Origin of the sequence: Saccharothrix sp. S26 (genome assembly GCF_021390395.1) — a bacterium.
Taxonomy (GTDB): domain Bacteria; phylum Actinomycetota; class Actinomycetes; order Mycobacteriales; family Pseudonocardiaceae; genus Actinosynnema.
This window is the reverse complement of record NZ_JAJUWT010000003.1, coordinates 171,430-184,814: the sequence shown is the minus strand read 5'-3', so window position 1 is coordinate 184,814 and position 13,385 is coordinate 171,430. Positions and strand designations below refer to the sequence as shown.

The 13,385-nt window shown below is 69.2% G+C and carries 13 protein-coding genes and 1 tRNA gene; 5 read left to right on the top strand and 9 right to left on the bottom strand.

Annotated elements, in window-relative coordinates; all coding sequences use genetic code 11:
* Positions 1 to 49: 49 nt before the first annotated feature.
* A complete protein-coding gene (locus LZG04_RS05780; protein WP_233813909.1) occupies positions 50 to 3,253 on the top strand; it encodes a penicillin acylase family protein in 3,204 nt (1,067 codons plus the stop codon).
* A gap of 88 nt (positions 3,254 to 3,341) precedes the next feature.
* Here LZG04_RS05780 and LZG04_RS05775 read toward each other — a convergent pair whose 3' ends face one another.
* Complete coding sequence (locus LZG04_RS05775) at positions 3,342 to 4,088, bottom strand: FkbM family methyltransferase (RefSeq protein WP_233813907.1); 747 nt, start codon at positions 4,086 to 4,088, stop codon at positions 3,342 to 3,344.
* A gap of 18 nt (positions 4,089 to 4,106) precedes the next feature.
* A complete protein-coding gene (locus tag LZG04_RS05770) occupies positions 4,107 to 4,961 on the bottom strand; it encodes a hypothetical protein (RefSeq protein WP_233813905.1) in 855 nt (284 codons plus the stop codon).
* A gap of 198 nt (positions 4,962 to 5,159) precedes the next feature.
* On the opposite strand from LZG04_RS05770, the gene LZG04_RS05765 reads away from it, so the two are divergent.
* A tRNA-Arg gene (locus tag LZG04_RS05765) sits at positions 5,160 to 5,232 on the top strand.
* 179 nt (positions 5,233 to 5,411) lie between these two features.
* On the opposite strand, the gene LZG04_RS05760 is transcribed toward LZG04_RS05765, so the two are convergent.
* From LZG04_RS05760 to LZG04_RS05735, 6 genes are all read right to left on the bottom strand, one after another.
* Positions 5,412 to 5,789: a hypothetical protein gene (locus LZG04_RS05760; protein WP_233813903.1), complete on the bottom strand. Its 378-nt coding sequence runs from the start codon at positions 5,787 to 5,789 to the stop codon at positions 5,412 to 5,414.
* A 143-nt stretch (positions 5,790 to 5,932) separates the two neighbouring features.
* Positions 5,933 to 6,199, bottom strand: coding sequence for a DUF4258 domain-containing protein (locus LZG04_RS05755; protein WP_233813901.1), 267 nt, complete (start codon positions 6,197 to 6,199; stop codon positions 5,933 to 5,935).
* A gap of 70 nt (positions 6,200 to 6,269) precedes the next feature.
* Positions 6,270 to 7,664, bottom strand: a complete 1,395-nt coding sequence (locus LZG04_RS05750) for a tyrosine-type recombinase/integrase (protein ID WP_233813899.1) — start codon at positions 7,662 to 7,664, stop codon at positions 6,270 to 6,272.
* Complete coding sequence (locus LZG04_RS05745) at positions 7,661 to 7,858, bottom strand: AlpA family transcriptional regulator (protein WP_233813897.1); 198 nt, start codon at positions 7,856 to 7,858, stop codon at positions 7,661 to 7,663. Before LZG04_RS05745 ends, LZG04_RS05750 begins: the two co-directional genes overlap by 4 nt.
* A gap of 26 nt (positions 7,859 to 7,884) precedes the next feature.
* Positions 7,885 to 9,354 (bottom strand): replication initiator, encoded by a 1,470-nt coding sequence (locus LZG04_RS05740; protein WP_308198968.1) that lies wholly within the window; start codon positions 9,352 to 9,354, stop codon positions 7,885 to 7,887.
* A 69-nt stretch (positions 9,355 to 9,423) separates the two neighbouring features.
* On the bottom strand, positions 9,424 to 9,756 hold the full coding sequence (locus LZG04_RS05735) for a helix-turn-helix transcriptional regulator (protein WP_233813895.1): 333 nt from the start codon (positions 9,754 to 9,756) through the stop codon (positions 9,424 to 9,426).
* 163 nt (positions 9,757 to 9,919) lie between these two features.
* On the opposite strand from LZG04_RS05735, the gene LZG04_RS05730 reads away from it, so the two are divergent.
* Entirely contained in the window at positions 9,920 to 10,150 is a 231-nt protein-coding gene (locus LZG04_RS05730; protein ID WP_233813893.1) for a transcriptional regulator, read from the top strand.
* Positions 10,151 to 10,324: 174 nt separating this feature from the next.
* Entirely contained in the window at positions 10,325 to 11,176 is an 852-nt protein-coding gene (locus LZG04_RS42355; protein ID WP_233813890.1) for a tetratricopeptide repeat protein, read from the top strand.
* 108 nt (positions 11,177 to 11,284) lie between these two features.
* On the opposite strand, the gene LZG04_RS05720 is transcribed toward LZG04_RS42355, so the two are convergent.
* Positions 11,285 to 12,463: a Fic family protein gene (locus tag LZG04_RS05720; RefSeq protein WP_233813889.1), complete on the bottom strand. Its 1,179-nt coding sequence runs from the start codon at positions 12,461 to 12,463 to the stop codon at positions 11,285 to 11,287.
* Between the two features lie 432 nt (positions 12,464 to 12,895).
* Between LZG04_RS05720 and LZG04_RS05715 the strand changes: the two genes are divergently transcribed.
* Positions 12,896 to 13,384, top strand: coding sequence for a toxin-antitoxin system HicB family antitoxin (locus LZG04_RS05715; protein ID WP_233813886.1), 489 nt, complete (start codon positions 12,896 to 12,898; stop codon positions 13,382 to 13,384).
* The last annotated feature ends 1 nt before the right edge of the window (position 13,385 follow it).

Sequence of the window (13,385 nt, the reverse complement as noted above, 5' to 3'; positions counted from 1 at the left end):
AGCCAGTAACGTGCGTCACACGATCCCTGCCTGGAAGGAGCTTCGCGTCATGCGGAGAGCCGCCCGATCGCTAGCCGTGGTCGCACTCCTCACCGCCGCGGCCACCACCGTCCCCGCCGGCACCCCGGCCGCACCCACCGCACGAGCGGAGGTGAGGACCACCGCGTTCACCCCGGACGACCACTGCCTCGGCCAGTGCCACGACGTGCTGCCACCCGGCCAGAACGGCAACGCCACCCTCACCGAGATCCTGGCCCACCGCGCGCTGGGCACCCGCCCGGCGCACTCGGCCGACCAGCTGGGCCGCTACGACTCGCTCGTCTCCGGCTACGGCGGCCTGACCAACGAGCAACTGGGCGCGTTCTTCAACGACGCCTCGTTCGGCGTCCCGGCCGACCAGGTCGAGAGCACCATCAAGCCCCGCGCCGACGTCACGATCGTGCGCGACAAGGCCATCGGCATGCCGCACATCTACGGGACCACCCGTTCCGGCACCGAGTTCGGCGCGGGCTACGCCGCCGCCCAGGACCGGCTGTGGCTGATGGACCTGTTCCGCCACCTGGGCCGCGGCCAGTTGTCCGGCTTCGCCGGCGGTGCCGAGGGCAACCGGGCGCTGGAGCAGAGCTTCTACAACCAGATCCCCTACACCGAGGCCGACCTCCAGGCGCAGATCGACCAGGTCGCCACCCAGGGCCCGCGCGGCGCGCAGGCGTTGCAGGACGTCAAGGACTACATCGCGGGCATCAACGCCTACCTCACCGCCTCGGTGAACAACCGCACGTTCCCCGGCGAGTACGTGCTGACCGGGCACGCCGACGCGATCACCAACTGGAACGACATCAAGCCGTTCCAGCCGACCGACCTGGTCGCGATCGCCGCCGTCGTGGGCGGGCTGTTCGGCGCGGGCGGTGGCGGCGAGGTGCAGAACGCCCTGGTCAAGCTCGCCGCCCAGAACAAGTACGGCGCGGCCGCGGGCGAGCAGGTCTGGCGGTCGTTCCGCGAGCAGAACGACCCCGAGGCCGTGCTCACCCTCCACAACGGACAGCGCTTCCCCTACGCCACCACACCCGCCTCACCGCAAGGCGTGGCGCTGCCCGACAACGGCGTCGTGACGCCCGAACCGATGGTGCTCGGCCAAGCGGCGGCCACTTCGCCGTCCACAGTGGACACGCCCGCGCAGCTCGCACCGCTCGCCGGCCTGTTCGCCGACGGCGTCCTCCCCCGCGACCTGCTCACCAAGAAGCACGGCATGTCCAACGCGCTGGTCGTCTCCGGCGCGCACACCGACACCGGCAACCCGATCGCCGTCTGGGGACCGCAGACCGGCTACTTCGCCCCGCAACTGCTCATGCTGCAAGAGCTGAACGGACCGGGCCTGCGCGCCCGCGGCGTGTCGTTCGCCGGCGTGTCGATGTACGTGCAGCTCGGCCGCGGCGTCGACTACTCGTGGAGCGCGACCTCGGCCGGGCAGGACATCACCGACACCTACGCCGTGGAACTGTGCGAGCCGACCGGGGCCGCGCCCACCGCGGGCTCGCTGCACTACCGCTACCACGGCCAGTGCCTGCCGATGGAACGCCTGGAGCGCAAGAACTCCTGGAAGCCGACGGTGGCCGACCCCACGCCCGCCGGCTCGTACACGCTCGTCATGCACCGCACCAAGTACGGCCTGGTGCAGAGCCGGGCCAGGGTGGACGGCAAGTTCGTCGCCTACACCTCGCTACGCTCGACCTACCTGCACGAGGTCGACTCGATCCTCGGGTTCCAGGAGTTCAACGACCCCGACGCGATCAAATCCGCCGCCGACTTCCAGCGGGCCGCCGAGCACATCGGGTACGCGTTCAACTGGTTCTACGTGGACTCGCGCGACACCGCGTACTTCAACTCCGGCGCGAACCCCGTGCGCAAGGCGACCGTCGACCCCCACCTGCCCGTGAAGGCCGAGCCCGCCTACGAGTGGGAGGGCTGGAACGCCGACCGCAACACCGCGACGTACACGCCGTTCGCGCAGCACCCGAACTCCGTCAACCAGGACTACTACATCAGCTGGAACAACAAGCAGGCGCTGGACTACTCCGCGTCCGGCTACGGCATGGGCTCGGTGCACCGCGGCGACCTGCTGGACGACCGCGTGAGCCGGCTGATCGCCAACGGCAAGGTCACCCGGTCGTCGCTCACGAAGGCCATGGCCGAGGCGGGCGTGGCGGACCTGCGTGCCGAACAGGTGCTCCCCGACCTGCTCCGGGTCATCGACACCGCCGCGGTCACCGACCCGACCCTGGCCTCCGCCGTGACCAAGCTCCGCGACTGGCAGCGCGCCGGCTCGCTGCGCAAGGAGACCGCGCGCGGCAGCAAGACCTACGCCCACGCCGACGCGATCCGCCTGCTCGACGCGTGGTGGCCGCGCCTGGTGGAGGCGCAGTTCAAGCCCGGCCTCGGTGACGCGCTCTACGGGCAGCTGACCCGTGCCGTGCAGGTCGACGAACCGCCGTCGGACACCCACGGCTCCGCGCCGCACAAGGGCTCGTCGTTCCAGAACGGCTGGTGGAGCTACGTCGACAAGGACCTGCGCGCGGTCCTCGGCGACCGCGTGGACGGCCCGCTCGCCACGCGCTACTGCGGCAACGGCGACGTCGCCGCCTGCCGCCAGGCCCTGCTGGACAGCCTCAGCGCCGCGGCGGCCACGCCCGCCACCACCGTCTACCCCGGCGACGACTCCTGCGCCGCGGGCGACCAGTGGTGCGCGGACACCATCATCCACCGCGCCATGGGTGGCATCACCCACGACAAGGTGAACTGGCAGAACCGGCCCACCTACCAGCAGGTCGTGCAGTTCCCGTCCCGCCGCGGGACGGCCGTGGCCAACCTCGCCGCCGGCGCCACGGCCACGGCCAGCAGCTACGAACGCGGCTGGTACAGCTCACCGCCGTCGCACGTCGTGGACGGCGAACCGGACACCCGGTGGGCCAGCGACTGGTCGGACCGGCAATGGGTGCAGGTCGACCTGGGCGTGACGCGCACCGTGGGCCGGGTCGTGCTGTCGTGGGAAGCCGCTTATGCCAAGGCATATCGCATAGAACTGTCCACCGACGGTCAAACGTGGAAGACCGCCTACGAGACCGCCGCGGGTGATGGCGGCCGGGATCTTGCGTCGTTCCCACCGGATGCGGCACGATTCGTACGAATGACGGGTATCCAACGGGCCACCGGATACGGATACTCGATTTACGAACTTGAGGTCTACGTCTCGTAGACCGGCCCACAGGAAGACCCCGGTCCACCCCCAGGGACCGGGGTCTTCCGCTACTCCTCCGGCCTCGACCAGCCGTTACCCGGCTCGTTCACCTCGCCACGAACAGGTAGTTGCGCACGCGCTCGTCGATCCGGTCGACCGGCCGCCACGTGTTGCGGTGCCAGGCGTGCATCCGGTAGCCGCGCTCGGCCAACCACTCCTGCACGTCGCGGGCCCGGTAGCCGAAGCGCAGCACGTGCCGTTCCTCGATCTCCAGGAGAAGTTTCGGTCGAAACCTCTCCACCGTCTCGGCACCGCCTTGCAGCACGCGCAGTTCCGCGCCTTCCACGTCGGCCTTGACGAAGTCGAGCCGGTCGACGGCGTTGGCCGCGCAGAAGCGGTCCAGCGTGTCCGTGCGGACCAGGACCTCCATGTGGTCGGTGAACTCGGCGTTCGAGCCGAGCCCGTCCGCGCCCGAGGTGAGGAACGAACGGCCGGTGACCGGTGCGCCGTGGCGGACCGGCACGCTCATCACCTCGCGGCCCTCGCTGACGCCCAGCGCGACGGAGTGCCGCACGACGTTGCGGCCCTCGCGCGGGCGCAGCAGGAACGACAGCGCGGGGTGCGCGAACACGAGCGGCTCGATGCTGTGCACCGTCCCTTGTGGACCGACGAGGCGGGACAGGGAGACGGTGTAGAGGCCGAGCGCCGCGCCGATGTCGACGCACACGTCACCGGGCCGCACCACTTCGCGCAGGCCGATCAGCTCGGGTTCGACGAACGGCGTGAGCCGGGCGAGGACGCGCAGCGCGCCGGCCACGGCCGCGCCACGCGCCTCGGTCAGGTTGTGGGTCACGGTGACCAGGTTAGGCAATCACGTCAGCGGCTTCGCGCCGTTCTGGTGCGGCGGCAGCTGCGGCGGCAGCCCGACCTGCTCGGCGAACTCGGCGGCCACCGTGGAGCCCCCGTAGATGCCGAGCGCCTTGGCCAGGTGGAGGCGCACGTCGGCGCGGTGGCCGTCGTCCAGGCGGGGCAGGGCGCTCTCGAAGGAGGTGACGAGGGTGTCCGCCCAGTGCCGGTCGCGGCGCTGCGAGGCGATGGAGACGAGCTCGGCCAGGTGCCTGCTCAACTTGACCGCCTGCTCCACCTCGTAGCCGTTGCGGATGAGCCACCAGATCGTGGCGCTGGACAGGTCGGTCAGCACCTCGTCGCGCAGGTACTTGATCTCGGCGCGCTCGGCGTCCCGTTCGGCCTGGCGCATCGTGGTGGTCTGGAGCAGCTCGATGTGCTTGCGCGCCATCGCGAGGTCGTGCTCGTCCACGGTCAACTCCACCGCGTCGGCCCGCGCCCAGACGTGCGTGCCCTCCACCTGCCGTTCGGCGGCGAGCTCCGCGCCGAGCTGGTGCTGCAACGGGGCGTGGTGGACGAGCATCGCCCGTTCGGTGAGGGCTTTGGCCCGGTGGACGATGTCGTTGACCGCCGCGCTGCGCGGGGCGTTGTGCCGCACGCCCGTGGTCAGGTCCACGCGCCAGTGGATGGTCATCTTGGCGTGGAAGTCGAGCCCGTAGACGGCGCTGGGCAGCGGCGACTCGAACGGGTGCTCGTGCGACGTCGAGGCGGGCACGAACGTGTACTGCTCGGCGTTGGGGCGGGCCCGGAGCCGCCGCCACCAGGCGCCGAGGGAGCCCAGCGGGCCGGGACGGAAGTCAGGCCAAGGTCGGCTGCTCATGGGATGGCTTTCGTCGGAGGGGATGTGCCCCTTCTGTACCTGACCGGACCGGTGCGGAACAGATGAGGTCGCCCACTTCCCCCGGACAGCCGACCCCCGACCCCCCACCCCCTGACCCAAGGTGCACAACCCTAGGCCCACCGAGTGACAACCCCACCACCACTGCCCACCCCCACCACCCGGTAGGCTCACCCCCGCGCCCTCGTAGCTCAGGGGATAGAGCATCGGTTTCCTAAACCGTGTGTCGCAGGTTCGAATCCTGCCGGGGGCACTCACCTTTCGCCGGGTGAATCAGGCCCTGGCCAGCGGAAACGCGGCCGGGGCTTGATCTTTTCCGTCAGTCGCCGTCAGCCGGAATCTGCCCACGTCTGCCGCCCTCCGCGAAACCACCGTGAAACCACGTCGGCCCCTTGGAGTCGCTCCAAGGGGCCGACGCGTCGTCGTCAGGGCTCATCGATGCGACTTGGCACCCTTAGGCTGGACCTTCCCTTTGGCGAACTTGCCAGTCAACGTGCGACCACCAGCCAACTTGCGCACCATGCCACTTGGTTGCCGCAGGGCAGCTGCGGCAACCTTGCGAGTCTGATCACGCCTGGAGGCGGTCACACGCCTCTCCGCCACCACCGTCTCCGCGACTACCTTTTCGATCTTCGCGAGACGTCTATCGATGCTACGTACAACTTCTTGACCAGCGGTTACGTGGGCGCCGGAGATGGCTTGCTCGATGATCTCCCTCACCAAGGCGGTATACCGCTGCCCTTGGGCTTGAGCGAGCGACTTGAGCGCGTCTACGACATCGGTTGGCAGACGTAGCGAAGTCGTCTTCATCGGCCGAGGATCAACCCACTCACCGTCCTCCATCTCGGCAGACGTGTCATGGGTGCCGTAGTACTCCGCTAGAGCTTCAAGCTCTTCGGCCGGTCTCGGAAGGGACCTATCCCTCGTCGTCCTCGTCGTCCTAACCATCATCGTCACCGTGCCTTCCGCTGGAAGGTCTTCTTCTCATCGGACGTCATGTCACGGGCTGTCACGACGAAGGCTTCACCCTCGTCATCAACAGCCACAACGAACAAGTAGCGCCCTGAGTAGGTACGACCGTAGATCAAGAACTTGCCGTCCCCACCCTTCACTCGGTAGTAGGGACGCTCAAGGATGGCCTCCCGCACCTCGTCGAGCGTCACGTTGTGGCGTGCGATGTGCTCTACCGACCATGGGTGGTCCTTGACGTCCCGGAACACCATCCAAGTGTAATGCGATCGCATTGCGTTGTCATCCGCACTGCATGCAACGGATTGTAACGTTCTGTAGTTACAGATGCTCCAACAGCGCTTCGATCTTCTTGTTGATGACATCTCGTTGCCCGTCGATGCACTTCGCGTACACCTTGAGCAGCACGTCCACCGAGTGCCCCGCCCGCTCCGCCACCTCAGTGGCCGGAACACCGCCGTTGAGCATGAGCGAGACTGCGGCGTGCCGAAGGTCGTACGGCCGCCCAGCCAGCGGAGAGGCCGCCTGAGCAGGCGTCAGGGCGTACCGGCGAGCCTCCTCCCACACTCGGTAGTAGGTGGACGAGGAGACGACCCCTCCACCGGGTGAGCGGAACAGCCGCCCGTCCGGCCCGGTCCCGAACCGGGCGATGTGGTCCCGCAGGATGCGGACGAGCACCGGCGGAATCGGCACCGGTCGCACGTCCTTCACCCCACGGTGCTTCAGGCCGCGCCGGTCGTGGACCTCTCCGGAGTCCGTCCACCGCTTCCCGGCTGCCGGGCGCGACTCACCGAGCATGAGCAGGCCCCAGCCCTCCTCGGGCAGGGTGCAGTCGTCCTCCCGGAGCCCCAGGCCCTCAGCAGGCCGAGCAGCCGCGTAGTAGCCGGTCGCGAAGAACGCCGCCAGGTGCGCGCCCCGGTCCTGGTTCCGCCGACCGACGTAGGTCACCGCGGTCAACAGCCGCTCCACCTGGCCGGGGTTGGCGACGACACGCGGGTCGACCTGCTCCACCACCTTCGCGACCTTGCGCTTCACCCTGGTCAGCGGGTTGTCCGGGATAAGCCCCAGCTCCACCGCGTAGGACAGCAGGTTGAACAGCACCGCCCGTTTCCGCTGATAGACCGTCGCAGCCGCCGCCTTGCCGTCGAGCTTCACGGCCAACGCGTGCAGCACCTCACGAACCGCCACAGCGTCCGTCAGCTCGAACAGCGGACGCGAGTTCCGGACCAGCCAGTCAACGACCTCCTGGGCCTCACGCGACAGCCCGTCGTCTCGGGTAGTCGGAGGCAGCAGGTTGCGCATGAGCACGCCCCGCAGCTCCTTTACCTCCGGCCGTCCAGCTCCATCCCGGACGAACGCCGCCCCAGCCGTGGCCAGCGCCTCCACCGTGCTGCCCCGAGTGGTTGCCGCAGCATCCGTCCACTTCATGTCCATGTAGGACTGCGCGAACTCCACGAAGGACAGCGAGTTGCGCCGCTTCAGCTCCGAGACCGGGTAACCCGTCTCAACGTCGAACTCCTCACCCCTTCGAGCAGCCTGCATCAGCTCCGACCGGCGACTGTTGGCCAGGGCCTTAGTCCCGAACCACTCCGAGTGGGACTTGGTATCGGTCACCCACCGCACACCGTAGGGCCGGGTCTTCTTCTTGCCACCCTTGCCCTTCTTCTTGGACCAGTCCGCGATTTCCCAGAACCGGACCTTGAACGTGGTCGTCATGCCGCCGCCCGGTACAGGTCATCGAGCCAAGCGAGGAAGTCGACCCGCTTGCACCGCAGCTCGCCGTTGGGCAGCGAGAAGCACCGAGGCCCCTTCCCCGTCTGCCGCCACTTGTAGAACGTGTCCCGCGAGACCTCCCCGCCCAGGGCCTCCAGCATCTCCGGAACAGACATCAACTGAGCCAGCTCACGCACCTTGCCACTCATCCCCGAACCCCCGTTTACGCAGCTTGAGACGTTGCCGAACGATCTGGCGGACTGGCCGAGGCGAGCAGCGCCGCCGTGTACTCGGCCTTCCATCGACGCCGCTCCGCGACCGCCCGCAGTAGCAGGTGTGGTCTTGGGGGCACGTTCGGGTCACCGGGTCGCACGTTGTTCCAGACGACCCGTTTGGGCTGGTCGTCCCCAGTGATCCCCACATCGGCAAGCAATTGCCGAACGAATTCCTTGCGATCGTGCTTGTGGTCGGCGAGCGACTTCCCGGACCACTTCCGCGACACCAGCACCCGCCGACCGGCTACGCCGAGCGTTGAGCGCTTGTGTGCCTTGCCCTTGCACCGGCCAGGTTCCATCGACAGGCGAGCGCCCTTGGGTTGGATGCCGTAGAGCAGCCACACCGGGCACTGCGGAGAGCACGGCGTCACGGCCAGCTCAGCGCACAGCCGTTCGGCGTGGTCCTCCTGGCGGGTGGTCCGGGCGTCGAAGCACTCACCGATGCTCTTGGTCAGGTATTTCGTCAGGTAGCCGATGTGCCGACCGGCCTCTTCGGTGCCGCCGAGGATGCTCTTGGAGTGCACCTGCACCCCGAACCGCGCCACGTGCGCCGGACGCTCCACCTGGTCCAGCGCTTCATCCCACGTCGGCAGCGGTTCACGGGTGGTCGGGTCAACGAACCCCTTCGCCCGCGCGTCCCACACCGGCCGGTTGTCGCCGCTGTACTTGATCTCATCGTGGTTGGGCCACCACACCTGGTGATACGTGGCCTCAGCCACCGCTCGCAGCTCCGCCCGCGAGATCGAACCCCTGATAGCGGCGTGCCAGTGTGGCGCCAGTCGTCGCTGAGGCTCAACGGTCGAGAAGTACTGCACATCCCACCCGACGCACCGCCGCAGGTTCTGCACGAACCGATCCAGCAGTGCTGCGAAGTGCACCGCGTCCCGAGCCGCCCGCCGGTAGTCGTAGCTGTCCGGGTCGACCGGCGTGCCATCCGCGCGCACCTTGCCGTAGCTGTGATGAAGCCGGTCGTGGTCAAGTCCGCGCCCAAGGCCGCGTGCGGAGTATCCCGCCCGCTCTGCCACCGCGGTGGCCGGAACACCACCGTTGAGCGTCACCGAGACTGCGGTGTGCCGAACGCCGAGTGGCCCCGCTCCGTGGGGAGAGGTCGGTCCATAGGCTTGCGGCATGGTCACGGGCAGTGGCGACCGGGCGAAGGGCAAGGCGACCGGCGGAGTGGGCGAGCGTGTACGAGTGGCTCGACGATGTTCGGGGTCGGCCGGGTATGTGGGTCCGGGTGGCGCTACAGGTCCACGGTGTCTCGGAGCCGTTTCCGATCGGCTCCGGCCGCGCTTTCGGTGACTGGCTGCACGAGCGCTTCGGCTGGGGAACGGCACTTGGTTGGGCGCACGCCATCCAAGAGCACGCCGGCGTGCGGGGTCCCTCGGACTTTCTCTTCCAGCTCGTCGACGGACCATCACCCCGCGCCGTGAGCACGTAAGGGGTTGGGACCGGCTCGAAGGGTCGAGCCGGTCGTGGCGGCTACGTCAGGACGTGCGCTTGAGGCGGCGGGCCAGTTCGGACAGCAGTTGTTGATCCGTCAGGGCGCTCGGGTCCGGGGTGGTGACGCCGCGCAGGCCCGCTTCCTCGGCGGTGAGGAGTTTGGCGGCCACCATCACTTCCAGGGGGCTCAGGTCGAACGCCTTGGCGACGACGCGGGCGGTGTCGAGGGTTGGGCGTTCGCCCTTTCGCCAGGCGGTCAGGCGGCTTCGGTCGAAGCCCGTCTTCTCGGTCAGCTCTCCGGTGGTCATCCCGCGGTCGTCCATGTGCTTCTGGACGAAGTCCGACCAGGACGAGTCCGCACTCTCGGCTTTGGTCACCACGCCATGGTACGTGCGCGCACGCAACGCTGGTTGGGCACACCCCCCAGGTAGGGCTGACCTGCACGTTGTCCATACACAACGATAGTTGCGCGAACAAAACAAACTGCCTAGCGTTGTGAGCACACAACCTGCGTTGGGTGCGCACAACACAAGGCTGGCCATGCCGTACACGATCAAGCTCCGCACCGATGCCTTCGCCAAATCCGTCCGCCTCGCCGGGTTCCGGTCGGACTACGCGCTGGCCAAGGCGATGGAGGTCAACCGCTCCACGGTCGCGCGCGTCCTCAGCGGTGACCTCCAGCCCGGTGCGGCGTTCATCGGCGGCGCGTTGACCGCGCTCGCGCCGATGCAGTTCGACGACCTCTTCGAGATCGTCCCCACCCAGCGGTGATGACGGTCCGTGGCGTCACGGTCCCGCGCACGTGTGATCGGTTCCGCCGAGAGTCCGCCACTTCAGCGGTGTGCGCGCTCACCCGTTTGGTTGACACTCGTGATCAAGTGACGCCGCAGGGCGATGAGACCAGTGGTCCACCACCGAGACGGGGACGCGGAAGGATGGCACGAGGTGAGCGACGAGCCACGGCACGCGGCCGCGCGGTTGCGCCAGGAGCTGCGGACCAGCGGGCACGACTGGTTCGACGCGCACCGGGACGAGCTGCTGCCCGCCCTCCGCGACGCGCTGGCCGAACCGGAGGCCGCGGTCGCGTTGTTCGCCGACGTGTGGCCGGTGGTCCCGGCGAACGTGGACGAGGGGTGGTCGCGCGAGCTGCTGGACGTGGGAGCGCAACTGGCCGCGGTGCTGCCCACGTCCTTGTTGCTGGCCACGGGTTTCCGCCGCGCCGCGCAGTCGTTACGCGCCCGGGGTGCGCTCCGCCTCGCCGCCGTCGCCGGCATGCGTGAGCTGGCCATCCACCGCCTGCGCGACGACGACCCGGACGCGGCGGCCGCCGCGTTGCACGACCTGGCCACGACCTACCGCGCCCAGGGCCGGTTGCACAAGGTCGTCGGGTGCGCCGACGAGACCCTGGAGCTGTACCTCCTGCACGACGACCGGCCGGGCGCGGCACGGGCGCTGGCGCACCTGGGCGCGTTGATGATCGAGGTGGGCAGGCACGACTCCGCGATCAAGTACCTGACCCGCGCGGACAGGCTGTTCGAGGACCTGGCCGATCCCGCCGCACGCGCGCGGTGCCTGCCCGAGCTGGGCCGGGCGCTGTGGTTGTCCGGCAACCGCGCCGAAGCCCACCGGCGGTTCAACCGCGCGCTCGCGCTGCTCATCGGCACCGACGACGCGGCGGCACAGCGGGTGCGCGACCTGGTCGCGGAGCTGGAGTCAGTCCCGGAACCAGTGCAGCAGGGCCACGCCGACCTGGATCAGCAGTCCGAGGACGGGCCGGACCCGGGGCCGGGCCGCTGAGCGGTGCCGACCGCGGCAGTCCCGCCGGCGGCAGCCGGCGCGCGAGCATCGCGGGGACGGGTCGGGGGATGGTGTGCTCATCGGTGTTCTCGCGTTCTTCCCTGGTCGTCAAGCGGTGGTGTCGGGGTGGTCGGCGAGCAGGCGCAGCACGTCCCGGCAAAGGAACACGCGGCGGTAGCCGGAGTGCTCCCACGGGACGAGGACGCCCAGCTCCACCAGGCGGGCGGTGAGGTCGGTGGCGGCCTTGGCGGTGATGCCGTAACGCTCCCGCAGCGATCGGTGGTCCACGACGGGGAAGCCGATCAGCTCGGCGGCCACCTGCGGCAGCTTCCCCTTGCGCGGCAGGCGGACGGCGTAGTCGGCGGCGAGTCGCTCCAGGTGGCCGATCAGCCGCAGTTGCGCCAGCGCCAGGTCGCGCACGGCGGTGGCGAAGAAGTCGACCCAGCGGTCCACGCGCCCGGTGTCGACGACGTCGCGGATCTGCCGCTGGTACTCGGCCAACGCGGTGTCCAGCCACACCGACAGCGGCAGCACCTGGTCGCGCACCAGCCCGCACCGCACCATCTCCAGCGTCGAGAACGTGCGCGCCACGTGCCCGTTGGCCGTCGGGAACGGTTGCAGCACCTCGAGCTGGTAGTGCGCGAGCGCGACCTTGGCGATCCTCGGCTGCTCGTCCTCCTCGCGCACCCAGGTCGACCACTGCTCCAGCAGGGCCACGAGGTGCGCGCCGGTCGCGGTCAGCAGGTAGGCCCGCCCGTCGCTGACGCCCAACCGGCCGGGCGCGTCGCGCAGCACGTCCTGCAGGCGACGGCCGGGCGTGCCGCCGGTCATGATCGCGGCGACCTCGCCGACCAGCTCGGCGTCGACCGGCGCACCGTCGCGGACCCGCGCCAGGCCGTGGTCGCACGCCCGCAGGAACGGGGCCACCAGCTGCGACGGCGCGGCGCTGTCGGTGGGGAGCGGGCCGTCCTGCGACGCCAGCAGGTCCGCCGCGAACGTCTCGCGCAGACCCACCACGACCCCGGACAGCCCGGCTGAGCTGTTCGCGTCACGGACCTGGGTCGCCCGCACGAGCGCGGCTCTCACGTGCAACCGCTCGGCCGCCTCGTCCAGGCGTCCGAGCGCGTGCTCGGCCTCGGCGCACCGCCGGTAGGTCGACACCGGCAGCGCCAGGTCCGAGGGCAGCGGGGGTGGCAGGTAGGCGCCTTCGCGCCGGAGTTCTTCGGGGATGCCGGGCAGTTCGGGCACCGGCGACCACTGCCCGTCGGGCAGGGGGCGGTAATTCATGGGCGAACCCTGGCACGACGGCCGAGTCTTTGGCAAGGCATTCCCACATCGATGTGAAGCTATGCCACCCTTCCCTACACATCGACTTGAATACGTCCATTAGGCCATTCGAGTCACAACTTTGGTGCATCCCGCAAAATTACGGCCAACCGCTCGGTCAGCCCGTCATAAGTCCAGGTCAGCGTGCATGAAGACCTCGGCGAGCGGCTAGCACCGCCGTTTCCGGCAGCACCGGCCGCGAGCTGCGGTATTCCATACCACTCGACATCGACGAAAGTGATCACGCGGTCCGGTCACGTTCCGAAATGGACCACTGGTCCATCGAGGACACGATTCCACCCGAAAGAGTGTCACGACCGAACCGCCCGCCACTCACCTCGGTGGCGCCACGGGCTACTTGCGATGGTGCCACAGTGGTGCCATAGTGGTGCCATGGATTTGACGCCGTACGTCGACAACCTGCGCCAGGAGCTCGCCACCGCCGCCGAGGCAGGCGGGGAGGAGGCGCGGGCGCTGGCCGAACGACTCGTCGCCCCGCTGGAGTCGGCGGTGCGGTTGACGCTGCTCGAAGCCCTGTCCGCGGCCGTGGACGAGATCACGCGGGATCTCGCGCCGGGCTCGGTCGACGTGCGGTTGCGTGGGCGTGATCCTGAGTTCGTCGTCACGGTGCCGGATGGTGCCACGGCGAGCCAGGGTGATGCCACGGAGCTGCCACCGCTGGTGGTCGAGGAGGGCGCGGTCGCGCGGATCAACCTGCGGCTGCCCGAGCACCTCAAGCAGCGGGTCGAGGAGGCCGCGAGCCGGGAGGGCGTCTCCGTCAACGCCTGGCTGGTGCGCGCCGCCGCGGCCGGGCTCGGGCACGGCGGTCGGCCGGCCACCCGCGCCCCCGGCCGCCAGAGCTTCACCGGCTGGGTCCGCTAGC